The organism is Halomonas faecis, assembly GCF_010993975.1.
GTDB classification, from domain to species: domain Bacteria; phylum Pseudomonadota; class Gammaproteobacteria; order Pseudomonadales; family Halomonadaceae; genus Halomonas; species Halomonas faecis.
The window spans coordinates 179,825-205,010 of the sequence record NZ_JAACZO010000058.1 but is presented as its reverse complement, the minus strand read 5'-3'; the positions used below and the strand labels follow the sequence as shown (position 1 = coordinate 205,010).

General features: G+C 66.6%; 19 protein-coding genes. 5 read left to right on the top strand and 14 right to left on the bottom strand.

Annotated features, from left to right (window positions below; all coding sequences use genetic code 11):
- Positions 1 to 293: 293 nt before the first annotated feature.
- The 3 genes from GFD32_RS18960 to nanR form a co-directional block, all read right to left on the bottom strand.
- Positions 294 to 5,102, bottom strand: coding sequence for an autotransporter domain-containing protein (locus GFD32_RS18960; RefSeq protein WP_163578132.1), 4,809 nt, complete (start codon positions 5,100 to 5,102; stop codon positions 294 to 296).
- Between the two features lie 394 nt (positions 5,103 to 5,496).
- Positions 5,497 to 6,525, bottom strand: a complete 1,029-nt coding sequence (locus GFD32_RS18955; protein WP_163578131.1) for a helix-turn-helix domain-containing protein — start codon at positions 6,523 to 6,525, stop codon at positions 5,497 to 5,499.
- 114 nt (positions 6,526 to 6,639) lie between these two features.
- Complete coding sequence (gene nanR / locus GFD32_RS18950; RefSeq protein WP_163578130.1) at positions 6,640 to 7,374, bottom strand: transcriptional regulator NanR; 735 nt, start codon at positions 7,372 to 7,374, stop codon at positions 6,640 to 6,642.
- A 216-nt stretch (positions 7,375 to 7,590) separates the two neighbouring features.
- Between nanR and GFD32_RS18945 the strand changes: the two genes are divergently transcribed.
- From GFD32_RS18945 to GFD32_RS18935, 3 genes are read left to right on the top strand one after another with little or no spacing between them, the layout of a single operon-like run.
- Positions 7,591 to 8,418 carry a phosphogluconate dehydrogenase C-terminal domain-containing protein gene (locus tag GFD32_RS18945; RefSeq protein ID WP_163578129.1) on the top strand — a complete coding sequence of 276 codons (828 nt, stop codon included), beginning with the start codon at positions 7,591 to 7,593 and terminating at the stop codon, positions 8,416 to 8,418.
- A gap of 13 nt (positions 8,419 to 8,431) precedes the next feature.
- Complete coding sequence (locus tag GFD32_RS18940) at positions 8,432 to 9,700, top strand: ribulose-bisphosphate carboxylase large subunit family protein (protein ID WP_163578128.1); 1,269 nt, start codon at positions 8,432 to 8,434, stop codon at positions 9,698 to 9,700.
- Positions 9,697 to 11,043: a four-carbon acid sugar kinase family protein gene (locus GFD32_RS18935; RefSeq protein WP_163578127.1), complete on the top strand. Its 1,347-nt coding sequence runs from the start codon at positions 9,697 to 9,699 to the stop codon at positions 11,041 to 11,043. Before GFD32_RS18940 ends, GFD32_RS18935 begins: the two co-directional genes overlap by 4 nt.
- A 54-nt stretch (positions 11,044 to 11,097) precedes the next feature.
- Here the strand turns inward: GFD32_RS18935 and GFD32_RS18930 are convergent, their stop codons facing one another.
- From GFD32_RS18930 to ltnD, 11 genes are all read right to left on the bottom strand, one after another.
- Positions 11,098 to 11,979 (bottom strand): NAD(P)-dependent oxidoreductase, encoded by an 882-nt coding sequence (locus GFD32_RS18930; protein ID WP_163578126.1) that lies wholly within the window; start codon positions 11,977 to 11,979, stop codon positions 11,098 to 11,100.
- A gap of 168 nt (positions 11,980 to 12,147) precedes the next feature.
- Positions 12,148 to 13,224: a tartrate dehydrogenase gene (locus GFD32_RS18925; RefSeq protein ID WP_163578125.1), complete on the bottom strand. Its 1,077-nt coding sequence runs from the start codon at positions 13,222 to 13,224 to the stop codon at positions 12,148 to 12,150.
- 24 nt (positions 13,225 to 13,248) lie between these two features.
- A complete protein-coding gene (locus GFD32_RS18920; protein ID WP_205599166.1) occupies positions 13,249 to 14,709 on the bottom strand; it encodes an aldehyde dehydrogenase family protein in 1,461 nt (486 codons plus the stop codon).
- 23 nt (positions 14,710 to 14,732) lie between these two features.
- Positions 14,733 to 16,010, bottom strand: a complete 1,278-nt coding sequence (locus GFD32_RS18915; protein ID WP_163578124.1) for a TRAP transporter large permease — start codon at positions 16,008 to 16,010, stop codon at positions 14,733 to 14,735.
- Complete coding sequence (locus tag GFD32_RS18910) at positions 16,007 to 16,609, bottom strand: TRAP transporter small permease (protein WP_163578123.1); 603 nt, start codon at positions 16,607 to 16,609, stop codon at positions 16,007 to 16,009. Before GFD32_RS18910 ends, GFD32_RS18915 begins: the two co-directional genes overlap by 4 nt.
- A 58-nt stretch (positions 16,610 to 16,667) precedes the next feature.
- Positions 16,668 to 17,669, bottom strand: coding sequence for a TRAP transporter substrate-binding protein (locus GFD32_RS18905; protein ID WP_163578122.1), 1,002 nt, complete (start codon positions 17,667 to 17,669; stop codon positions 16,668 to 16,670).
- A gap of 163 nt (positions 17,670 to 17,832) precedes the next feature.
- A complete protein-coding gene (gene denD, locus GFD32_RS18900) occupies positions 17,833 to 18,798 on the bottom strand; it encodes a D-erythronate dehydrogenase (RefSeq protein WP_163578121.1) in 966 nt (321 codons plus the stop codon).
- Between the two features lie 34 nt (positions 18,799 to 18,832).
- Positions 18,833 to 19,636 carry a 2-oxo-tetronate isomerase gene (gene otnI, locus GFD32_RS18895; protein ID WP_089686823.1) on the bottom strand — a complete coding sequence of 268 codons (804 nt, stop codon included), beginning with the start codon at positions 19,634 to 19,636 and terminating at the stop codon, positions 18,833 to 18,835.
- A 48-nt stretch (positions 19,637 to 19,684) separates the two neighbouring features.
- Entirely contained in the window at positions 19,685 to 20,332 is a 648-nt protein-coding gene (gene otnC / locus GFD32_RS18890) for a 3-oxo-tetronate 4-phosphate decarboxylase (RefSeq protein ID WP_163578120.1), read from the bottom strand.
- Positions 20,329 to 21,636: a 3-oxo-tetronate kinase gene (gene otnK, locus GFD32_RS18885; RefSeq protein ID WP_163578119.1), complete on the bottom strand. Its 1,308-nt coding sequence runs from the start codon at positions 21,634 to 21,636 to the stop codon at positions 20,329 to 20,331. Before otnK ends, otnC begins: the two co-directional genes overlap by 4 nt.
- Complete coding sequence (gene ltnD, locus GFD32_RS18880) at positions 21,633 to 22,568, bottom strand: L-threonate dehydrogenase (RefSeq protein ID WP_240455708.1); 936 nt, start codon at positions 22,566 to 22,568, stop codon at positions 21,633 to 21,635. Before ltnD ends, otnK begins: the two co-directional genes overlap by 4 nt.
- A gap of 201 nt (positions 22,569 to 22,769) precedes the next feature.
- Here ltnD and GFD32_RS18875 point away from each other — a divergent pair, with 201 nt between their 5' ends.
- Complete coding sequence (locus tag GFD32_RS18875) at positions 22,770 to 23,801, top strand: LacI family DNA-binding transcriptional regulator (protein ID WP_163578117.1); 1,032 nt, start codon at positions 22,770 to 22,772, stop codon at positions 23,799 to 23,801.
- 182 nt (positions 23,802 to 23,983) lie between these two features.
- Positions 23,984 to 25,183, top strand: coding sequence for a saccharopine dehydrogenase family protein (locus tag GFD32_RS18870; RefSeq protein ID WP_163578116.1), 1,200 nt, complete (start codon positions 23,984 to 23,986; stop codon positions 25,181 to 25,183).
- The last annotated feature ends 3 nt before the right edge of the window (positions 25,184 to 25,186 follow it).

The following is a 25,186-nucleotide window of genomic DNA, read 5'->3' as shown; positions in this document are numbered from 1 at the left end:
TCCATGGCAACGGCGGTGTCCGTAGGCTGACGTTTTGGCGAATATCAGCTTACTCGGATTTACCGCCGTTTCTCTATCCTGACCTCGCTCAGCGCCCTGCTCATTTCACGCCAGTCTGCGAAGAACCTTTTTTCTTTACACCACCCCAGATCCGGCGGCGACAGACTCTGAATGAAACTCCTTGCGCATCCATTCTCCAGTGAGACCGTCTCTACCCAATTGGCCTGGTAGCGCTTTCTCGACCCAGCCAGGGGATGACCGACACGGATGTTCGTTGCGGCGGGAGACGATCATCACCACCGCCAGCGCATGCCTACCTGGCCGGCGTGATCCTCGTAGTCGCTGCCCAGGCGGCCGTCGTAGGCGGCGTACACATCCACTCGGTCGGTGACGCGGGCTTCCATACCCACACCCACGTCCATCAGGTCGGTCGGCAGCGTCTGGCCTTCAATGGTGAATGGGTCGCTCCCCAACAGCGAGGCTTCGGCAGAGGCCTCAGGGTTGCCCAACTCATGACTCCAGGCCAGACGCCCGGTGATCGCGGCACTGTCCGAGACCCGATAGGCGATCTCGGCACCGAGCCGGCCGCGCACGCTGTCATCGCGGGAAGCGTCGACATCGAGACCGACCAGTCCGTCTTCCTGGAAACCCTCGCGGCGGGTATGGCTATAGGTGAGGCCGACGAGGGGCGAAACGCGCCAGTCACTCTCCTCCGACGACGGGGCATACGCCAGCTCAGCATCGACCGTGCCGACACGAGCGTCATAATCGGCCTGGTGTTGGCCGAAGCCGGTTACGGAACGCTCGCTCCCCAGATCCAGCCAGCCCATGCTGGCCGACCCCGACAGCCGCCAGTCGCCGAGCTCCTGGCGAGCATACAGCCCTGCCGAGTAGGTATCGAAATCGCTCTGGGCGCTGCCGCCACTGACCTGGCCCCGCTCGATGCCGAAGGCGACACCCACCATCAGCTCGGTATCCAGAAACAGCTCGCTGCCGGCGTGCACCCCGGTCGAGCGTGAAGAGACGCCGGGCAAGTCGCCATCGGCACCCAGTCGGCTGTCGCTGCTGACGGCCCGCGCCCAGCTCACCGGCCCCGTTGGCCGACTCAGAGCGGGAGCATAGCCGCGGGGACCGACCGTTTCGCGATTGTGTCGAGACGGTGGCGCAAAGGCCGACTCCAGCATCGATAGCTGTTGCGGTGCATAGGCGGCATCGCCCCGATGCAGCTGCTGCAAGGCGGCTGCCGCCAGCGGCGTTTCGCTGCTGGCACCGCTCATGCGCCCCTGCAGCGAGGATGAGAAGGACTGAGTCAACTGATGTATTGCCGTTTGGCTGACGGGAATGTCGCTGCCGGCCAACTCCTCGGCGGCCTGGCCGGCCTCCCCGGATTCTAGCAACAGCAGGGCATTCGCGAAGGCCTGGTATCCCGGTGCACCAGCATCGACCGTATTCAGTGCCGACGCGAACCGCTGCGAATTATCGCTGGTAGCATGCTCGGACAGCAGACCGCCGGGGGAGGGAGGAGACGATGGGCCACCGTCATCTTCTCCATCATTGGCAAGTGCCAGGGTCAACTCCACCGCCTGATCGGAGTAGCTCAGAGAAGGATCGAGGAAGGCGTAGTTGGCGGCGACGGCGTCGAACTCGCCATCGATGGCATCCGCAGTCAGGATGGTGTGATCGCCCAGCACGCTCTCGTCGCCATCCGGCTCCAAGCTGACGACAAGAACATCCCCCCCATCGATGCGGACATCGCCGGTGGCGACCAGGCGGCCTGCCGTTCCACTATCGACGCGGACGACGAATTCGCTCCCCGTACTGAAAGTCACGGCATTCGCGCTCAGCGCACCGACGGCGTTGCCTGGTGCGAGCATGCCGCCCTGGTCGACCGTGATGTCCCCCAAGGTACCGACACCGGTCAGGATCGCACCGTCTGCCACGGTGGCGGTGCCGCCCAGTTCGCCGAAGATCCGGACAAGCCCCGTGTCCAGGGTTGTTTGGCCGTCGTAAGCGCTACTGTCACCGATGAGGGTGAGCTGACCGTCGCCCGTCTTGGTGAAGGCGCCGCTGCCGACCAGGCTGCCGCCAAAGACGCTGGGCTCATCACCGGCGCCTAGCGTCAGGCCGCCATCGCCGAGGCGCAATTCACCATTGCCAGCCAGTGCGCCAAGGTTCACCGCCTGGGTGTTCGTGGCGAGGGTGGCGCCGCTGTCGATGGTCACGGCTTGCAGGCTATCGGCGTCGCCTGACAGCTCCAGAGTGCCGGCGCGCACCCGTGTATTGCCCGTGTACGCGGTGTTGCCGCTCAGCTCCTGCGTGCCCGCTCCATCCTTTTCCAGCGCGCCATCGCCTGCCACTCGCCCGCTGAAGCTGGCGTTGCCATCAGTGTCCAGACGCACGCCGCCGCTGCCCATGTGCAGCTCACCGCCGCCGGCCAGGCCGCTCAGGCTCACCGCCTGGTCATCGGTTTCCAGCACGGCACCGGTGTTGATGGTCACGTCACCGGGGGTCTGGGCGTCGCCGGTGAGTGCGAGGATACCCTGATCCACGGTAGTGGCGTCGTGATCAAGCGTGCCTCTGAGAGTCAGCCGGGTAGCGCCGTCCTTGATCAACGCGCCAGTGCCGGCGGTGCTACCGTCGAAGGTGACGTCACCACCTTCGCCGACGCGCACACCACCAGAGCCAATGTCTAGTACCCCCGTGCCGAGGATACGCGGGATATTGACTTCCTTACCGCCGGTCGCGAGCGTCGCGCCATCGTCTATTTTCAGAAGCCCGGTGGTGTCGGCATCCTCGTCCAGTTCCAGGGTGCCTTCGCTGATCAGGATGCCCGCATCGAGGCTGAGCGGGCCGGTGAGACTCAGGGTGCCGTCACCCTCTTTGGTCAGCCGCCCGTAACCGCCGAGGTTGCTGATGCCGCCGTTGAAACTGCCCTCACGGACCACGATGTCCGGGGGGCCAGCGAACTGCAGCTCACCGGCACCGCTCAGTTCGTGCAGGATGAGACCGCTCCCGGTTTCGAGGCGGGCACCGTCCGCGATATGGGTTTCACCGCGCAGCTCATTGGTCATGTCTCCCATTTCCAGAGTGCCCGCCAGCACACGGGTACCCCCTTCGTAAATGGGGTTATAGCTGAGCTCCAGGGCGCCTTCGCCCGTCTTGCGTAATTCGCCGGGGCCTTCCAGGATTCGATCCACGACGGCCGTGTCGGCGGCATCTTCCACCCGCAGGGTGCCGCCACCTTCGAGAAGCTCCAGTACACCGGAGGAGGGGGTGTTGCCCGCACCCAGGTGCAGGGCCCCGTCGTCCAGGCGCACCGCGCCCCTGCCAAGATCACCCAGCTGGTCGATTTCCAGGGCGCCGCCACTCACTAGGGTGTCGCCGTGCTCATAACTGCCGCTGAGTGTCAGGTTACCGTCGCCGGTCTTGAGCAGCTCGCCATCCCCGGACAGAGCGGCGTCATGCGTGCCGTCGCTGTCCTGGTCAAATTGCAGCGTGGCGCCGCCGGCGATCTCGGTTTCGGTGGTGAGGGTGGTGCTGTCGCCACGCAGGATACCTTCATCGACCGAGGTGCTGGCGTGTGTGTAGTTGCCGTCGAGCGTCAGCGTGCCATCACCGGTTTTGCGTAGTTCACCGTCGCCGGACAGGGCGGCATCGTGGCTGCCATCGACGCCCTGATCGAATTCGAGTGTGGCGCCACTGGCAATATCTGTATCGCTGATCAGGGTGCTGCTGTCGCCACGCAGAGTGCCCGCCGTCACGGTGACGCCGTCGCCGAAGTCACTGGCCGCGTTCATGTCTAGGGTGCCTTCGCCGGCCTTGTTCAGGCCCAGTGCCTGGTCGGAGGCGACGCTGCTATTCAGGTACCGGGTCTGGGTGCCGGCTACGTCATAATCCAGGCTGCCGCCGCCGTGCAGGAACAGCGCACCACCTTCGCCGGCGCCGTCCTGGTGGCCGTTGCCGCCCTGGGCGGTATTGTCGGCGGCGAAGCTGCTGTTCTCGATGCGTACCGAGCCGCCTTCGCGCACGAACACCGCGCCGCCCAGCCCGGCGCCGCCGCCGCCGGTGCCGCCAGCGTTACCCCCGCGGCCGGCGCCGTAGCCGCCGGTGCCCCCGGAGCCCCCGGAGCCGTCGAGGTGGGCGTCTGTTTCACCGCCACCGCCGCCGCCGGCACCGAAGCCGCCATCGCCGCCGTGGCCAGCGTTATCATTGAAGGCGCTGCCACCACCGCCGCCGGCACCGCCGAAACCCGCGCCGCCACCGGCTCCGCCAGTCTCATGAATGGCCGGCGAGCCGCCGCCCCCGCCGCTGGCCTCGCCGCCGTCGCCGCCGGAGTTGCCCGGATTGCCGCTGTAAGGGAACGCGCCGCCGCTACCACCGGCTAGGCCGCCGCCATCACCGCCTTCGCCACCGTTCCCGGAACTGGGATCGAAGATCGTACCCTCGTCGCCGGAAGCGGCATCCAGCCCGCCGCCGCCCCCGCCGCCGGTGCGTTCCCCGTTCGGGTCGCCCTTGCCCCCGGCGCCACCATCACCGCCCTCGGCGCGGTTGTCCGCGAAATCTATGTCGTTCAGGGTGAGATCGCCGTTGGCATCCACGTAGATGGCGCCGCCCAGGCCCGCGGCCCCGCCGCCGCCGCCGCTGCCGCTGCCACCGTCGCCGCCATGGGCCCGGCCACCGGTGAGGGTAAGCCCGCTCAAGGTGACATTTGCCGTATCAGCACTGCCGTCCCCCACACGGAACACTCGCTCGCCGTTCCCGGCGAGAATCGCATGGCCATCGGCTTGGATGGTGACGTCGCTGCTGATGGTGATGGCACTGGAGAGTGTCAGCTCGCCACTGAGGCCCGAGTCCACAGTGATGGTATGGGCTTCGGAGGTATCGGCGTTGGCATTCTGCACCGCCTCGCGCAGGCTACCCGCCCCGCTGTCGTTGAGATTGCTTACCGTGAAGTCCACCGCCTGGGCCGTGCCAACCCACAGTGCCAGGGTAGCCAAGCCACCCCGGACCGTCAGCCGTACGGCTCGACGGCAGGCATTTTCAGCAGCCACCTGCCACTGATGGAGGGTCGCGTTCCAGATCAGACGATACTTGCGATTCATGGTCAGGGCTCCGTTCCAGCAGCAGGGTAGTTAGTTCTTGTACCCAGCCCGTCCGGGTTATATAAAAAATTATTTTTAAAAGAATTTTTGATGATTCAGGGCGTATTTCATTCTGCCGGCCATTCGGGTTCCGGGACTGCTTCACGGTCTGAACTAGTTCGGCGGCCATCATCAGCGCATTGCCGCTGCGCTATTTGGCCCTCGGATACATGGCAGCCTGCCGTAACAGAAGAAAGCGGCCCGGTAGGCCGCTGAATCATTAATGGTTTCGTTAGTGCTTGTCCGCGACGCTATCAACCGCGAAAAGCGTCGACAATGCGTGTTCCGACGCATTGGGACGCAGCATCAAAACAAGGTGAAAATGAGGGACGCGCAAACAAACGGAGGGCAGACTTCAGCGACGTTTCAGACGACGCACCCAGTCATTGACGGTGCTACCGGCATCCGCTTCGGATGACACGGTCGGCGTTTTGGCCAGGTCCCGAGCATCACGAGGCGAGCAGCCGTAACGCTCACGGAAACAGCGGGAAAAATGGGCCAGGCTCCGGAAACCATGGGCTTCGGCGAGTTCTCCGATGGAGCGATACTCCCGGGGGTCGTCTAGGCACCGCTTGACCCGTGCCAGGCGTCGTCGCTGGATATAGCGAACCACGCCGCCATCCATCTCGAACTGCCGATAGAGTTGCGTGCGCGACATTCCGGCAGCCCGACACAGCGCATCCGGCGTCAATCGAGGCGAGGCGAGCTCCCTCTCGATGAGGCCCTCCAAACGACGGCGCACGATCATTTGAATCGATGGCTGCGCGCGCGCCCTGGCTTCGGCATCCTCAGCGCAGCAAGCCAGCACCATGTCCCGAGTGATTCGCGTCAGCTCCGGCGCTTCGTGCGCTTTGACACTCGGCAGCCGTCTCATAAGGGCAGCCAGATAGTCGGCCAGGAAAGCGCCGCGTGCCGGCTCTAGCACCAGACCATGCAGCCCATCCAGAAAAGCCGGCTGCCCACTGAACAGGTCGCGCGGCAGCATCACGTTGAGAATGTCCGTCTCACCCGATTCGGTATGCAGAGGACGGTCGAGATCGATCAACGAGACGTGTCGGGGTGCCACCCTCACCGCCGAGTCATCGAGCCGTCCGTGATAGCCGCCTTGGCGATGCACCTGCACCAGCAGATGATCGACACGATGATTGGGCCGCGCACGGTAGAAGCGCTGTGCACCGGTGTGGACGCTGGCCGCCAACATGTTGCCGAGGTGGTAGGCCTCGATGCGTGAAGCAAATCTGACGGGGCTTCCGCCATCCCTGACCCGCAGGGGTTCGACGTCGAATACCGGGGCGATGGCTTCACGCCATGCCTCGAAACGGTCATTCGGCTCGAGCCCCTCGCTGTCGAACCGGACAGCGGGAATCGTGGGCTCATCAACCATATCCCTCCCAGTGACACACGATACCAAGGATTTCAGCATCCCAAGGCGGCATGCTCCTCACACCCCTTCACTCTCGGCTGCGCGTTCATCCGCCAGTACCACTGTCGCTATCGGCTACGCTTGCCAGTTGTCGTTGCCTTTATGCGCAGAGACATACAGCGATCGCGCCCGATCCAGGTGAGAGCGCATCTCGCTCACTGCCAGCGCTTCGTCATGCCGGCGAATCGCTTCGATGATTCGCTGGTGCTCTTCCAAGGTGATCTCCTCGTTGCCCTTCCAGTGCAGCATCGATGAGTGGAAGTGCGCCAGCCAGTCGAGCATGGCATGGCTGACCGCGATGAAAATGGGGTTGCCGGTGATCCGGGCAATGGCCCGATGGAAGTCCATGTCGGCCTTGATGAAGGCCCCGGCGTCGCGATTCAGCTCGCCACGCTGACGCGCCACGAGTTCCTCCAGGCGGGCAACGTCCGTCTCGACGGCCGACCGCGCCGCTCGCGCCACCATCCCCAATTCGAAGAAGGCACGCGCTTCCTTGAGATGCTCCAGCGACTGCGGAGAGCTCGACAGCATGTGCATCGCCGTCAGCTCGATCTGCGATATCAGCCCTTCGGCGGTCGGTGCCGTCACCCGCGGTCTCTGGCCATGCTGGATGGTCACCAGGCTCAGGCGCTCCAGCGACTGCATCGCTTCGCGAATGGCCGGACGGCCCACGCCGAACATCTCCATGAGCGCTCTCTCCGAGGGCAGGTGGTCACCGGGCATGAAGTCGCCATTGAGGAGCATGGCATAGAGCCGGTCGAACACTTCATCGGACAGTTTGCGACGGCTGATCTTCAGGGGGTCACTCATCGGTCGTTAGCCTTCGTCAGTGGCAGCAGGAGCGCAGCTTACGCGTTGAGGACGCCGCCAGGTAGCGCTGCTGCGACCATGGTCGTATTTGACAGAGTCAGGTGATTATCATGTCATTATACCAGTTAGCTGGCCATCATGCTGCTTTCAGAAGCGACGATGTGCCTTCGCAGAATCACCACAACGCACACCGCCCGACGATAGAGAGGAAACGACATGACCACCATCGCGCTGATCGGCGCCGGCGGCAAGATGGGCTTCCGCCTGTCCCGCAACCTAAAAAATTCGGACTTCGAGGTCCGCCACGTCGAAGTCAGCGAGGCCGGCCGCAGCCGCCTCGCGGAAGAACTTGACATCGACTGCGTCGATGTCGAGCAGGCGGTTCCCGGGGCCGAGGTGGTCATCCTCGCCGTTCCCGACACCCTGATCGGCAAGATCTCCCACCAGCTCTCGCCGCTGATGGAGAGCGGCACCCTGCTGGTCACCCTGGACGCCGCCGCTCCCTTCGCCGGACACCTGCCCGAGCGCGAGGACCTGGTGTACTTCGTCAGCCACCCCTGCCACCCGTCGATCTTCAATGACGAGACCGAGCTCGAGGCCAAGCGCGACTACTTCGGCGGCGACAAGGCCACCCAGCACATCGTCAGCGCACTGATGCAGGGTCCCGAGGAGAGCTACGTCCTGGGCGAGGCGGTCGCGCGGACCATCTACGCCCCAGTGGGCCGCTCCCATCGGGTCAGCGTCGAGCAGATGGCGCTGCTCGAACCAGGTCTCTCCGAGACGGTTTGCGCCACTTTGCTGGCCGTGATGCGCGAAGCCATGGACGAGGTGGTGAATCGCGGCGTCTCCGAGGAGTGCGCCCGCGACTTCCTGCTCGGCCACATGAACATCCTCGGCGCGGTGACCTTCGACGTGCAGTCCGGCGCCTTCTCCGACGCCTGCAACAAGGCCATCGAGAATGGCAAGCCGATGTTGATGCGCGACGACTGGAAGCGCGTGTTCGAGCCCGACGAGATCGCCGACAGCATCCGTCGCATCACCTGAACGAGGCCGACCCATGAGCGATCGCATCCTCGCCAGCTACCTGATCGAGACTCCCTACCCGCTGGAGCGCGCCGTCGAGGTGATGGCCGGGGAGCAATCCTGCGGCACCTTCACCCGCCTGGCCAGCGAGACCGACGCGCTGCGTGAGGCGCATGGCGCACGGGTCGAGCACATCGAACCGCTGGACAGCGTCGATTCGCCCTCGCTGCCGATCCCGGCGCCACCGGCCGGGGCCGGCACGCCGGTCTACCGGCGGGCCCGGGTCACGCTTTCCTGGCCGCTCGCCAACCTCGGCCCATCACTACCCACGCTCGCCGCTACCGTGGCCGGCAATCTCTTCGAGCTCAAGGAGTTCTCGGCACTGAAGCTGCTTGACCTGACGCTGCCGGCGCCCTTCGCCGATGCCTACCCCGGCCCGCAGTTCGGGATCGCCGGCACCCGCGAGCTGACCGGCATTCCCCAACGGCCGCTGATCGGCACCATCATCAAGCCCAGCGTGGGGCTGTCGCCGGCGGCCACCGCCGAGGTGGTCCGCGAGCTGGTGGCCGGCGGCATCGACTTCATCAAGGACGACGAACTGCAGGCCAACGGCCCGCACAATCCGCTCGAGGCGCGGGTCGACGCGGTGATGCCGGTGATCCGCGAGCACGCCGAGCACACCGGGCGCCAGGTGATGTACGCCTTCAACATCACCGGCGAGGCCGACGAGATGCGCGAGCACCACGACTACGTAGCCGCCGCCGGCGGCAGCTGCGTGATGATCGCTCTGAATGCCGTGGGCCTTGCCGGGGTGACCCAGTTGCGCCGCCACTGCCGGGTAGCGCTGCACGGTCACCGTGCCGGCTGGGGACTGTTCAGCCGCTCGCCGCACCTGGGCATGAGCTTCGTGGCCTACCAGAAGCTGTGGCGCCTGGCCGGCGTCGACCACATTCACGTCAACGGCCTGCGCAACAAGTTCAGCGAGGAGGACGCCAGCGTGATCGCCAGCGCCCGTGCCTGCCTGACGCCGATGTTCGATCCGCCCACCCCGGGCTGCGAGGTGATGCCGGTGTTCTCCTCCGGCCAGACTGCCGACCAGGCCGCCGACACCTACGCTGCCATCGCCAGCACCGATCTGATCTTCTGCGCCGGCGGCGGCATCATGGCCCATCCCGACGGCATCGGCGCTGGGGTGAAGAGCCTCCGCCAGGCCTGGGAGGCCGCCGTGGCGGGCATCGACGTCGACGCCTATGCCCGCGAGCATCACGAGCTCGCCCGTGCCCTGGAGACCTTTCGCCGATGACGCCGACCGACACCGCGCCGCTGATCGCCTACTACGGCGACGATCTGACCGGCTCCACCGACGTCATGGAGGCCCTTGCCGGCCAGGGCGTCGACACCGTGCTGTTCACCGCCATTCCCGATGACGACCAGCTGGCGCGCTTCCGCCACTGCCGGGCCATCGGCCTGGCCGGAACCAGCCGCAGCGAGACGCCGGCCTGGATGGAGCATCACCTGACACCGGCGCTGGTCTGGCTGCGCGAGCGCGGCGCAGCGCTGTGTCATTACAAGACCTGCTCGACCTTCGACAGCGCCCCCCAGGTCGGCAGCATCGGTCGCGCGCTGGAGATCGGTCGCCGCCTGCATGACCAGGGCTGCGTGCCGATCGTGGTCGGCGCGCCGCAGTTGCGCCGCTACACCGCCTTCGGCCATCTTTTTGCTGCCGCCCAGGGCGAGGTGTACCGCATCGACCGCCACCCGATCATGTCGCGCCACCCGGTGACGCCGATGCACGAGGCGGACCTGCGCCGCCACCTGAGCGAGCAGACCGACCTCGACATCGGCCTGATCGATCTGGCGACCCTGGCCGACGCCGACGTCGATGCCCGGGTCGATGCCGCGCGCCCCCACCATGCCGCGCTGCTCTACGACGTGCTGGACCCCGCCAGCCAGGCAGCGGTGGGACGCCAGCTGTGGCGCACCCGGCCGCCGAACGGCGGCTTCGTCGTCGGCTCCTCGGGGGTCGAGTATGCCCTGCTCGCCGAGTGGCGCCGCCAGGGGCTGGTCGACACGTCACCCAGCGCCACGTTCGCCAACCCCGGTCCGGTGGAGCGCATCGCCGTGGTCTCGGGAAGCTGCTCCGACACCACCGCCCGCCAGATACGCTGGGCCGAAGATCACGGCTTTCATGGCATCCGAGTGAATGCAGCGCGACTGGCAGACGATCCCCAGGCCGACGCCGAACTCGCCACAGCCCGCGAGCAGGCCCTGGCGGCGCTCGCGTCGGGGCGCAGCGTGGTGCTCTACACCGCCCTGGGCCCCGACGCCGGACTGACGACCCTACCCGACGGCGATGGCGCGCATGCCATCGGCCGCCGACTGGGCAGCCTGCTGCGCGACCTGGTCAGCGCCGAGCGCCTGTCCCGGGTGGTGGTCGCTGGCGGTGACACCTCGAGCCACGCCATCCAGGAACTCGGCATCCAGGCGCTGATCACCTGCCAGCCACTGCCGCAGACACCGGGCTCGCCGCTGTGCACCGCGCACAGCAGCGAGCCCGCCTTCGACGGCCTGCAGATCGCCTTCAAGGGCGGCCAGGTGGGCGACGACGCCTACTTCGTGCGGATCCGCGACGCCCAGTTCGACTGACCATGCCGGATGCCGGCACCCGCAGCCCGCAGCCCGCAGCCCGCAGCCCGCAGATCAAGTCTCGCCGAGCAGGGTCACCAACTCGGGCGTCAGGCGCTCGCCATGGCCGCGCGCGTTGATCTCGCGATACAGGGCATCGATGGCTTCGGCGACGCCGCGCGACGCACCCAGATCCTCGGCCATGGCATGGTAGTAACCGACGTCCTTGAGCGAGTTGGCGAGGCTGAAGCGAAAGCCCGAAGGGTCCTCGGCGGCGATGAAGGGGCGCAGGCGTTCCAGCACCACCCCACCGCCGCCGCCGTTGCCCAGCACCTCGAGGAAGACGGCATCGTCGATGCCGGCGCGTCGCGAGGCCGCCGCCGCCTCGGCGAGCACCGCGGTGAAGCCCAGCGACACGAAGTTGTGCAATAGCTTGAGCTTGTGGCCCGAGCCCACCGGCCCGCCGTGGGTGATGTGCTCGGAGAAGCTCTCGAGCAGCGGCCGCAGCTCGCGGAACAGCGCGTCGGAGGCACCGACGATCAGGTTGAGGCGCCCTTCGGCGGCCTCCTTTGGAGTGCGCGTCATGGCGGCGTCCATGAACCGGCCACCGGCCTCGGCGATGCGACCGGCGATCGCCTCGGTGGAGCTCGGAATCGCCGTCGAGCAGTCGACGACCACCGCACCGGTCGGTAACCCCTCGAGAACGCCGCCGGCATCGAACAGCACGCTCTCCACCTGGGGCGTGCCGGTGACGCACAGGATCACCACCTCGGCATCAGCGGCGACCTCCCGGCCACTCGCGCGGCGCTCGGCGCCGGCGGCTAGCAGGTCGTCGACCGGCTGGTTGCCGGGGTGGTCGAGAAAACTCAGCCGGTGACCGGCGCGCAACAGGCTAGCGGCGATGCCGTGGCCCATCAGCCCTACGCCGACCATGCCGACCCGATAGGTCTTGCTCATCTCGTTTCTCCTCCCAGTGGGTAAGAACGCCAAGTACGCCCCTACAGATGGGATGGGCTTCCCGCGGGCAAGGCTTCGCGAGGGCGCTGTAAACCCTTCCATGGGCGCTACTTTTGCCATCCCTGGCAAAAGACCCTCGCTTCACCTTGCCCCGGCGCCCATCCTAGCTCAGGCTCCGTCCAGCGCCTCGGCGATGGCGCGCCCCAGGGTCTCGGTGGTCCCGTTGCCCTTGAGGTCGGGGGTCAGCACCGCCGGGTCGCTCACCGCCAGCACCGCCTCGATGGCGCCGACGATCGCCGCCCCGGCCTCGGCCTCGCCGAGGTGCTCGAGCATCATGGCACCGCACCAGATCTGGCCGATGGGGTTGGCAATGCCCTGCCCGGCGATGTCCGGGGCGCTGCCGTGAACCGGCTCGAACAGGCTCGGATACTCACGCGTCGGGTTGATGTTGCCCGAGGGGGCGATGCCGATGGTGCCGGTACAGGCCGGCCCCAGGTCGGAGAGGATGTCGCCGAACAGGTTGCTGGCCACCACCACGTCGAACCAGTCGGGATGCAGCACGAAGTGAGCGGTGAGAATGTCGATGTGGTACTGGTCGACCGCGACGTCGGGGTACGTCTCCCGCATCGCCGCCACCCGCTCGTTCCAGTAGGGCATCGAGATGAACAGACCGTTGGACTTGGTCGCCGAGGTGAGCTTCTTCCTCGGCCGCGAGCGAGCCAGCTCGAAGGCGTAGTCCAGCACCCGGTCGACGCCGGTGCGGGTCATCAGCGTCTCCTGCAGCACCACCTCGCGGTCGGTGCCTTCGAAGGCACGCCCGCCGAGCTGGGAGTACTCGCCCTCGGTGTTCTCGCGCACCACCAGGAAGTCGATATCGCCGGGTTCACGCCCCTTCAGCGGGCTCTCGATGCCCGGCATCAGCCGACACGGCCGCAGGTTGACGTACTGGTCGAAGGCCCGCCGGAACTTGAGCAGCGAACCCCAGGCCGAAACGTTGTCCGGCACGCTGTCGGGCCAGCCCACGGCACCGAAGAAGATGGCGTCGAACCGCGTCAGGGTCGCGTACCAGTCGTCCGGCAGCATGTCGCCGTGTTCCCTGTAGTAGGCGCAGCTGGCGAAGTCGAAGTGCTCGAACGCCAGCGGCAAGTCGAAGCGGCGCGCCGCCGCCTCCAGCACCTTCAGACCCTGGGGGACGACCTCCAGGCCGATGCCATCCCCTGCCAGTACCGCGATCTTGTGAGTCATCTCATGTCTCCCGGTTGGGGTGAATCAACCGTGGCGGATCGCCACCGTCTTGAGCCGCGTGTAGCTCTTCAGCCCCTCGAAGCCCTTCTCGCGACCGTGACCGGAGCGGCCGACGCCACCGAACGGCAGCTCGATGCCGCCCGCCGCTCCGTAGTTGTTGACGAACACCTGACCGCTGCGCACGCCCTTGGCCAGGCGCAGCTGGCGGCCTCCGTCGCGGGTCCAGATGCCCGCGCAGAGGCCGAAGTCGGTGCCGTTGGCCTGGGCCAAGGCCTCGGCTTCATCGGCGAAGACCTGCACGGCCAGCACCGGCCCGAACAGCTCTTCGCGCAGCACCTCGTGGCCCTCGGGGATGTCGCTCAACACCTGCGGCACCACGAAATGCCCTCCCGCGGGTACTCCCTCTGCCAGTCGACCGCGAGCCAGGGTACGAATGCCATCGTCGCGAGCCGCCTCCAGGCGAGCCTCCAGCTTGGCCTTCTGGCGGGCGTTGATCAGTGGGCCGCAGTCGGCGTCCGCCTCGCCGGCGTCGCAACGCAAGGCCTCGAACCGTTCGGCCAGTCGTCCTAGCACCTCATCGGCGATGTCGCGCTGCACCAGCAGGCGACTCCCCGCGGAGCAGGTCTGGCCGGCGTTCTGGATGATGCCGCGCACCACGAAGGGCAGCGCCGCCTCCAGGTCCGCATCGGCGAAGAGAAGCTGAGGCGACTTGCCGCCCAGCTCCATGGTCACCGGCACGTGGTGCTCCGCCGCGGCCTGGGCCACTCGGGTGCCGGTCTCTGGCGAACCGGTGAAGGAGAGGTGATCGATGCCAGGATGCGCCGCCAGCGCGGCCCCCGCTTCGCCGCCCAGGCCCGGCACTACGTTGAGTGCGCCGGGCGGCAGTCCCTGCTCCAGGGCCAGCTCGGCGAGACGCAGTACGCTCAGGCAGGCGTCCTCGGCGGGCTTGAGCACCACCGTGTTGCCGGCGGCCAGCGCCGCCGCCACGCAGCGCCCGAAGATCTGGGCGGGGTAGTTCCAGGGAATGATCTGGGCGCAGACGCCATAGGGCTCGCGCAGAGTCAGCACCGCGAAATCGCTCTCGAAGGGGATCGTCTCGCCATGCAGCTTGTCGGCGGCCCCGCCGTAGAAGCGGAAGTAGCGCGCGCAGGCGGTAATGTCGCCACGAGCTTGGGTCATGGGCTTGCCGGTATCCGCGCATTCCAGGGCGGCGAGCCGCTCGTGGTCGGCCTCGATGGCGGCGGCGAAGGCCAGCAGCCACTCGCTGCGCCGGCGCGCGCTCCAGCCGGCCCAGTCCCCCAGTTGGCCGGCGAAGGCCTGGCCGGCCGCGGCGACTGCCGCGTCGACGTCCGCTGCCTGGCTGCGCGCGATGTTGGCTATCGCCTCGCCGCGCGCGGGCGCCTCGACCTCGATGACTGACTGGGTCGTCACCCAGTCGCCGCCGATCAGGGCCTGGCGACGAGGCATGCTTGGGAGTGCTGCCATGTGAAAGTCTCCTATGTTTGTCGTTATCCGTAGAGAAGGTCGACCAGCCCCAGCGAGATCCACGGCAGGTAGGTGATCGCCATCAGGCAGGCCAGCACCACCAGCACGAAGCGCAGCAGCCAGGGAATCAGTTGATCGATGGAGAGCTTGGCCACCGCACAAGCGGCGAACAGGTTGACCCCGAGCGGTGGGGTGAACATGCCCAGCGCCAGATTGACCACGACGATCAGTCCGAAATGCACCGGGTCGATGCCGTACTGCACGGCGATCGGGGTGAAGATCGGCGCCAGCACCAGGATCGCCGCCGAGGTCTCGACGAACATGCCGATGATCAGCAGCATGACGTTGACCGCCAGCAGAAAGGTGATCGGGCTCTCGAACACCAGGCTCACCCAGTCGGCCACCTGGGACGGCAACCCGGAGCGACTGATCAGGAAGCTGAACAGCGCCGCCGCGGAAATGATCAGCATCACCGTGGCGGTGGCCATGACGCTCTGACGCAGGATCGGCCACAGTTCGGACCGGGACAGCTCGCGATACACCAGGCCGCCGACGATCAGCGCGTAGACCACCGCCACCGCCGACGCCTCGGTTGGCGTGAAGACACCGCCGTAGATGCCGCCGATGACCACCACCGGCATCAGCAGCGCCGCCCAGGCGCGCCGGAAGGCCGTGGTGAAGGGTACCCGGTCATCCCGGTCGCGCAGGCCGTAGCCGCGGACCTTGCAGAACAGGTAGAGGAAGATCAGCAGTGCACTGCCGATCAGCAGCCCCGGGCCGATACCGGCGATGAACAGCCGGCCGATGGAGGTATCGGTACTGACCCCGTAGAGGATCAGCGGTATCGAGGGGGGAATCAGCACGCCCAGTTCGGACGATGACGCCTGAATGGAAGCCGCCAGTGGCTTGGGATAGTCGTGCTTGACCATGGCCGGAATCAGGATCGAGCCGATGGCGAAGGTGGTCGCCACGCTGGACCCCGACACCGCAGCAAACAGCATGCAGGTGAGCACGCAGGTCATCGCCAGGCCCCCCTGCAGGCCGCCGACGAGCGACTTGGCCAGGTCCACCAGGCGCTGCGAGATGCCGCCGGCAGCCATCAGGTTGCCAGCCAGGATGAAGAAGGGAATCGCCATGAGCGGGAAGTTGTCGATCCCCACGAACATCTGCTGGGGCACCATCAGCAGCGGAAAGCGCGAGAAGAACTCGATGCCGATGATCGAGGCCAGCAGGATGGAAACGGCGATGGGCACGCCGAGAGCGAAGAAGATGATCAGCGACAGACCGATAGCGAGATTCACTGGCCGGACCTCCGAGTCGGTTGAGCGGGATCGTCGCCATTCGGTAGCGTGGCGGCGTCAGTAACCGGTGGCATCGCCTCGCGAGGCAGGGCCTCGGCCTCGACGTCGGCCAGCCCGACGGCTTCGCGCCCTGTTGCCTGTGCCAGCAATCGCGCCACCACGGACAACAGCGAAAAACCGGCCCCGATGGGAATCGCCGCATAGACCCAGGAGATCGAGATCCCCAGCCCCGAGAGCATCTGGTTGCGCACCCGGAAGGTCATGGCAGTGCCGAAGTAGACCAGAACGGCCAGGGCAATGAGGCAGCCCAGAGCGATCGCCGCCTCGAGCAGGATCAATCGCCGGGCGGGAATCAGCTTGTAGATGACCTCGACGGACATCATGTGGCCACCCCGGAAACACGCTGCGGCGGCGAGAAAGACGCACCAGATCATCGACGAGCGAGCCACCACCTCGGACCAGGTCGAAGGCGCATCGAAGACGAAGCGCGTCAGCACCTGGTAGAAGCCCGTGGTCACCGAGACGACGAGCATCAGCGCGGCCCCGGCCAGGGCCACCCGGGATAGCTGGCGCTCGATACGCAGGAGGAGTTCCACCATGGCGTTCACCTAGCAGGGCCGGCCCCGGCAGACGCACCGGGGCCGGCGAACGGGCCGATCAGCAGCTGCTGTTGCGGATACGATCCAGCATCTCGCTGCCGTACTCGTCGGTGAAGACCTCGTAGGAGGGCTCCACGGCCTGCTGGAACTGGGACTTGTCGATGTCCTCGACCACCGTCATGCCCTTCTCCTTGAGCTCCTCGACGCCCTCGGTCTCGAGCCGCGAAACCATGGAGCGAGTCGCCTCGGCCCCGGCACGGGCGGCCTCGGTGAACCAGCCCTTCTCCTCATCGCTCAGGCCATCCCACATGATCGGAGAAGCCAGCATGATGGCCGGCGAATAGACGTGGCCGGTCAGCGAGAGGCGGTCCTGCACCTCCCACAGGTTGCCGGTGAGGATCACCGAAATGGGGTTCTCCTGGCCGTCCACGGTGCCCTGTTGAAGCGCGGTGAAGAGCTCGGGGAAGGCCATCGGCGTGGGATGCACGTCCATCTCGCGGAAGGCCGCCATGTGCATCTCGTTCTCCATGGTACGGATCTTCAGCCCCTCGGCGTCCTCCGGCGTCTGCACGTCGCGCTGGCTGTTGGTCAGGTGGCGAAAGCCATTCTCGGTCCAGGCCAGCCCCACCAGATCGTGGTTGCCCATCCGGTCGAGCAGCTCCTGGCCGATCTCACCATCCAGCACGCAGCGAGCCTGGTCGTAGTCCTCGAACAGGAACGGTAGGTCGAGCACATAGGTTTCCGGGACGAAGTTGCCCAGCGGGCCGGTCGAGGTGACGACGACGTCGATGGTGCCGATCTGCAACCCCTCGATCATGGCGCGTTCACCGCCCAGGGCGCCGGAGGGGTGCTCCTCCACGGTGAATTCGCCGCCACTGAGCTCGTCGAGCTTGGCCGCGAAGGCATCGATGCCTTCCGAATAGTGCGAACTATCCGATGTGGTATGTCCCACGGTAATCGACTGAGCCGCCAGGGCTCCCAGGCTGGTGGCGGCCAGAGCCAGGGTCGAGACGCCGGCAATGGCGGCATGCAGGGCGTTGTGAGCAAAGCGCTTGGTCATTGTTGTATCCCCTTGGGTTTGCGGCTGGGTGAAAACCGACGGCGGCAGCCGTCGGGGTACTGCAAACTGGTATAATGACATGATAATCACCTGACTCTGTCAAATACGACCATGGTCGCAAAGTGCCAATACATGGCGCTGTCAGGGGCGTCATCGCCAGAATCTAGCTCGTCGAAACCACCCGGAACGCCTCGACGATCTCGCGGAAATCCGTATCGCGCGGAAATCCCAGCGCCTCGGCGCGCCGGGTGTGGAAACGGGTCGGCCAGCTACCGACGATGGCCTGGATGCGCGGGTCCGGATCGTGACGGATACGCTCCACGGCCGTCGGGCCGGCGACCTCGCGCAGCGTCGCGATCATCTCGGCGACGCTGACGGTGATGCCCGGCAACATGAAAGCGCGGAACGCACCGATGGCCTCACCGTCGACCTCGGCGCCATGCAACAGCGCCGCGACCACCGTCTCGGGCGACATCACGAACAGTTCGAGTTCGGTGGGCACTGGGCAGACGGCCTCTTCGCCGTTGAGGGGTTCGCGCAGAATGCTCGAGGCGAAGCTCGACGCGGCCGCATTGGGCCGCCCAGGGCGGATCACGATGGTCGGCAGGCGCAGCACCAGGCCGTCCACCAGACCGCGACGGCTATAATCGTTGATCAGCAGTTCGCACATCGCCTTCTGGGTGCCATAGGAGTTCTGCGGCTGCAGGGCGGTCATGTCATCGAGGATCTCGGGCAACTCGCCGCCATAGGCCGCTACCGAGCTCGCCATCACCAGGCGCGTGGCGGCCAGGCCACGGGCACGGCAGCCCTCTAGCAGGGCACGGGTGGCGTCGAAGTTGACGGCCAAGCCCAGATCGAGATCCGCCTCGGCGGCGGAACTCACCACCGCGGCCAGGTGATAGATGACGTCGGGCCGCGCATCGAGCAGAGCGTCGAAGGCCCCGGGGGCGGTGATGTCGCGGGCCTGGGCGACGACCTCGACGCCAGCCGCCTCGGGGGTGGCGGCCTCGCTCTGGTCGATCAGGGTCAGCCGGCGGATCGGCTCGCCCCGCAGCTCGCCGCGCTCGAGGAGGCGGTGGATCAAGCGCTGGCCGAGAAATCCGGCCGCGCCGGTGATGGCGATATGCATGGTGTCGTGCTTCCTGTGGTTGTCCTTGTGGCGGTTACTGCTGAGAGGGCCGCAGCCCGTGATCCCGTCCCCAGCCGAGACCGGCACGAGTCGCCCCGAACGGGCGGTATTCGCAACCGATCCAGCCGTCATAGCCGAGCGTTTCGAGCCGTGCGAACAGCGCTGGATAATGCACTTCGCCGACATCCGGCTCGTGACGCTCCGGCACGCCGGCGATCTGCACGTGGCCGATGGCCGAAAACTGCCGCTCCAGATGCCGGATCAGATCGCCCTCCATCACCTGGCAGTGGTAGAGGTCGAACTGCAGACGCAGGTTGGGTTCGCCTACCTCCTCCAGCACCGCCATCGCTTGTGCCTGGCGCGAGAGGAAGAAGCCCGGCATGTCACGGGTGTTGATCGGCTCGACCAGCAACTCGCGGCCGCACTTCGCCGCTTCACGGGCGGCGAAGCGCAGGTTCGCTACGTAGGTGGCGTGATGCACGGCCCGCGTTTCGTCATCGGCAGCCAGCGGCAGCAACCCTGCCATGGCATGGACCCGCGGGCAGCCCAGGACATCGGCATAGCGCAGCGCCTCTACCACGGAATCGCGAAACTCCGCCTCGCGCCCCGGCAGGCTGGCCAGCCCACGCTCGCCGCTCTCCCAGTCACCGGGCGGCAGGTTGAACAGCACCTGCTCGAGGCCGCTTTCCTTCAGCGCGGTTCGCAGTGCCTCCGGGGCATGGGCGTAGGGAAAGAGATACTCCACGCCGCGAAAACCGGCCTCGGCGGCCGCAGCGAAGCGCTCGAGGAAATCATGCTCGGTGAACAGCATGCTGAGGTTGGCGGCCAGTCGGATCATCGTCGGTTCCTACTGTATGGGCGGACACTGTCAGTTTTCGGGAACGGCCTAGTCGCGGGGGAAGCGGGCTTCCAGTTCGGCCACCTGTTCGGGGGTCAGTGCTCGCGGGTTGCGACCGTGCAGCAGCAGGTACAGTTTGGCGGTCTCCTCCAGCTCCTCGGTGGCATACACCGCCGCCTCCAGGCTCTTGCCGGCCACCACCGGGCCGTGGTTGGCGAGCAGCACTGCGCTGTGTCGTCCTGCCAGCCCACGCACGGCATCCCCCAGCGCCGGATCGCCCGGCAGGTGATAAGGCACCAGCGGCAGCCTGCCGACCCGCATCACGTAGTAGGCGGTGAGCGGCGGAATGCAGTCGCAGGGGTCGATGTCGGGCAGGCAGGAGACCGCCACCGAATGGGTCGAATGCAGGTGCACGATGGCCTCGGACCGGGGCCGCTCGGCATACATCGCCATGTGCAGGAAGTGCTCCTTGGTGGGCTTGTCGCCGCCCTGCCAGCGCCCGTCGCGGTCGAGACGTGCAATGCGCGACGGATCGAGACGCCCGAGGCAGGCGTTGGTGGGCGTCATCAGCCAGCCACCATCCTCCAGGCGTACGCTGATGTTGCCGCTGGAGCCCATGGTGAGTCCCCTGTCGAACAGCGACTGGCCCAACGTGGCGATCCGTTCGCGCAAGCGGGTCTCGTCGTGGCCACTCATGCTGAGCCCTCCTCTCCGGTCAGCTCGTCCAGAACCGTGAATGCGCGCGAGAAGAAATCCTCACCGCCGAAGTTGCCCGACTTGAGCGCCAGAGACAGCGGCCCCTCGCGGTGGCTCAGCGGAGCCTGAGTCCAGGGCACGCCGGGGTCGATCTGATCGCCGATGCGAAGCTGGCGAATACCCAGCGCCGAGACCACCGCACCCGAGGTCTCGCCGCCGGCGACCACCAGGCGCCCGACGCCCTCGGCGACCAGGCACTGAGCCAGTTCCCCCAGGGCCTGTTCGACCAGCGCACCGGCACGTTCGACCCCCAGCACCGCCTGGGCGGCCTTGACCCGTTCGGGGTCGGCGGAGGCATGGACCAGTACCGGGTCACCCGCGGCGAGATGCTCGCGAGCGAAGGCCAGGACCGCCCGGACGTGCTTCTCGCCCTCGGCGAGTGCCAGGGGATCGAGGGCAACCCCGGGATGGCGCTGGAGAAAATGCGCCACCTGCCCCAGAGTGGCCCGCGAGCAACTGCCCGAGAGCACCAGGGCACCGCCGGAAGCCGGTGCCAGGCTTCCCGGCTCGTCCATCTCGGCCAGCCAGCCGCGTCGGCGGTACTGCCCGGGCAACGCCTGGCCTAGCCCCGAGCCACCGGTGACCAAGGGATAGTCGGCCAAGGCCTCGGCCAGCACCTCGAGGTCGGTATCGTCCAGGGTGTCGCAGATCACATGGCGAATGCCTTCGGCGGCGAGCGCTTCCAGGCGCCGGCGGACCGCATCGCCGCCTTGCGCCAGCGTCGAACGCGCCGCCAGGCCCACCGGATGCGGCGTCTGGCGGCCCAGCACGCGTACCAGATCGGCATCGTGCATCGGGTTGAGGGGATGGTGCTGCATGCCACTGTCGTTGAGCAGGCGGTCGCCGACGAAGAGATGCCCCTGGTAGACGGTGCGGCCGTTGGCCGGAAACGCCGGCACCATCGCCGTCTGGGTGCCGCCCAGCCGCTCCAGCAAGGCATCGGCCACCGGGCCGATATTGCCGGCGTCAGTGGAATCGAAGGTGGAGCAATACTTGAAAAAAAACTGCCTGGCGCCGCGGGCCTGCAGCCAATCGAGCGCTGCCAGCGAATCCGCCACTGCCTGCTCGGCCGGGGTGGAGCGCGACTTCAGCGCCACCACCACGGCATCCACGTCGGCCAGGTCGAGAGCAGCCTCGGGTACGCCAATGGTCTGCACGCAGCGCATGCCGGAACGCACCAGGTTGTTGGCGAGGTCGGTGGCACCGGTGAAGTCGTCGGCAATGGCGCCCAGCACGAGAGTCATGCCTTCGGACCTCCCGCATCGTTGGCGGCCTCGGGCAGCTCGATGCCCGACAGCCGTTGATAGACCTTGATCACCGCCGAGTCGTCCTGGCGACCGAAGCCGGCCCCCTTGGCCGCGGTGAACTGCTGCAGGGCGCTGGCCGCCACCGGAGTGGACATGGCCAGCTCGCGGCCGGTCTCGTGCACCAGATTCAGGTCCTTGACGAAGATGTCCACGGCCGAGAGCGGGGCATAGTCTCCGTTCAGGATGTGCGGCACCCGATTCTCGAACATCCAGGAGTTGCCCGCCGAGTGGGTGATCACCTCATAGACGCTGTGCGGGTCTAGTCCCAGACGAATGCCCAGCGCCATGGCCTCGGCGGCGGTAGCGATGTGCACGCCGGCCAGCAGTTGATTGACCAGTTTCATGCTGGAGCCGACGCCGGCGGCCTCGCCCAGCCGATGAACGGTGGCGGCCATGGCATCGAGCACCGGTGCTGCCAGGTCGAAGGCCCTCGGCGAGCCGGAAGCCATCACCGAGAGCTCACCGCTGCGCGCCTTGGCCGCTCCTCCGCTCACCGGGGCATCGAGCATGGCGAGCCCCATGCTCTCGAGGCGCGCCCCGAGCTCTCGAGCATAGGAGGGCGCCACGGTGGCACACTGGATGACCAGGCTCCCCGGCGCCAGCTGCGCCGCCACGCCCCGTTCGCCGAACAGCACGGCCTCCACCTGCTCGGCGTTGACCACCAGCAACACCACGACATCGCACGCTGCGAGCTCCGAGGGCATGGCAACGCTGCGGCCTCCCTCTACCTCGAACGCCTGGCGTGCATGGGCGGCGATGTCGCAGCCGGTGACATCGAACCGGCGCTCATGCAATGCCAGCGCCGTCCCCCGGCCCATGGCTCCCAGGCCGATGACGCCGATGCGCTGACTCCGGGTTGGTTGGCTCACCTGTTTCTCCTCTTCGAGGATGGCGTCGCCGAGTGACTGACCAGCCGGCCCGAGAGGCCATCCGTCGCCTTTACCACCGACGCCAACGCAATGATCGCGTGAATGAACGATAGCGATTGGTAGCGCTATCATGTTAGCGCTACCATTGGTTCTAGTAGATGACGATTCGACCGACAAGCGAGCCGGCGCGAGGTACGACCAATGTCTAAACGGAAACCCCCTTCACGCCACAGACGAGGATCGACCCATCCCACTCTGGCGCAGGTCGCCGAACTCGCCGGCGTTTCCCCCATCACCGCCTCGCGGGCACTCAATGATCCTGAACGGGTCAACGAAGCCACTCGCCAACGCATCCTCGGTGCCATGGAACGCATCGGTTACGTCCCCAATCTGGTGGCCGGCAGCCTGGCATCGGCGCGGTCGAAATTCATTGCCGTCATCATCCCGTCCCTGGCCAACACCGTGTTCATCGAGGTCATACAGGGCCTGCAGGCCACCTTCGATGCCGCCGGCTATCAGATCCTGCTGGGCAACACCGACTACGATACCGAGCGCGAACACCAGCTGGTGCGAACCTTCCTCGGTTGGTCCTGCTCGGCGTTGGTGACCGCCGGGCTCAAGCACACCCCGGCGTGTCGCGAGCTGCTCGCCGGCTGCGACCGCCCGGTGATGGAAGTGATGGAGCTGGGCGAGGCCGTGGACCTGAACGTGGGTCTGGACCATCACGCGGCCGGAGGTCGCATGGCGAGCCACCTGCTGGAACGCGGCTACCGCCATGTCGTCTACGTCGGGGCACGCATGGCCGACGACTATCGCGCCCGCATGCGCTACGAAGGGCACTGCAAGGTACTCGAGACTGCCGGCCTGGAGCCCTCCCTCATCGAGCTCGAGCGACTGGGCAGTCTGGAAGCGGGCGCCCAGGGCCTGGACCAGGTCCGCAACGATCACCCCGACACCGAGGCCATCCACTTCGCCAATGACGACCTAGCCACGGGAGCGCTGCTCCATGCTCAGCGCCTCGGCCTGCGAGTCCCCGGGGACATCGCCATCGCCGGGTTCAACGGCCTGTCGCTGGGGCAGCACGTCACTCCGCGGCTGACCACCATCCAGTCACCGCGAGAGACCATCGGACGCATCGCAGCCGGAGAGGTGATCAAGCGCCTGGCGGGAAGCCGCGTGAACCGGCGCCGCCACGACGTGGGCTTTCACCTCCTGGAGGGCGAAAGCACCTGAGGTGACGAGGCATTCGGGCGGACTACGCCTTGCTTCGACTTTCGCATTAGCCTTGACGCAAAAACCCCTTGCGGCCAGCCTCAGGGGGAGCCATCATCTGCGCCCTCTCGCCGGTCCACCGAGACGACGGGCCCCGGGCGAGGCCAAGACACTTCCCCTTTTCCCGATCTGGATTCGTACCCATGAGCAAAGTCCTGATTATCGGCGCCGGCGGCGTCGGCGGTGTCGTCACCCACAAGTGCGCCCAGCACCCAGACGTCTTCGGCGAGATCATGCTGGCCAGCCGCAACGAGGCGAAGTGCCAGGCCATCGCCGCCCAACTCGATCGCCCCATCCAGACCGCTCGGGTGGATGCCGACGACGTCGAGGCGCTGGTCGCCCTGATCGAGTCGTTCAAGCCCGACGTGCTGATCCACGTGGCCCTGCCCTATCAGGATCTGACCATCATGGAGGCGTGCCTGCGTACCGGCGTGCCCTATCTGGACACGGCCAATTACGAGCACCCCGACGAGGCCAAGTTCGAATACAAGGAGCAGTGGGCCTTCCAGGAGCGCTACGCCAAGGCGGGCAACATGGCCACCCTGGGTTGCGGCTTCGATCCGGGCATGACCAACATCTACTGCGCCTATGCTCAGAAGAACCTGTTCGACGAGATCCACCGAATCGACATCCTGGATGCCAACGGTGGCGACCACGGCTATCCCTTCGCCACCAACTTCAACCCCGAGATCAACATTCGCGAGATCACCGCGAACGGCCGCTACTGGGAGAAGGGCGAGTGGAAGGAGACCGCGCCGCTGGCCGAGAAGCGCACCTTCGACTTCGACGGCATCGGCGAGAAGGACCTCTACCTGCTCTACCACGAGGAGCTCGAATCGCTCAGCCAGAACATCAAGGGCCTGGAGCGCATCCGCTTCTGGATGACCTTCTCCGACAAGTACATCACCCATCTCAAGGTGCTGGAAAACGTCGGCATGACCCGCATCGAGCCGATCGAGTTCCAGGGCCAGCAGATCGCCCCGCTGGAGTTCCTCAAGGCGGTGCTGCCCGACCCGGCCTCGCTGGGGCCGCGCACCAAGGGCAAGACCAACATCGGCGTGATCGCCGATGGCATCAAGGACGGCAAACGTCGCAAGGTGCACATCTATAACATTTGCGACCACCAGGCGTGCTATGAGGAGGTCAAGTCCCAGGCCATCTCCTACACCACCGGCGTGCCGGCGGTGACCGGCGCCATGCTGATGCTCGAGGGCATCTGGAAGGGCGAGGGCGTGTTCAACGTCGAGCAACTCGACCCCGACCCCTTCATGGCGCGCATCGGCGACACGGGCCTGCCCTGGCAGGTGGTCGAACTCGACCCCGACCACGACCCGCTGGCCTGATCC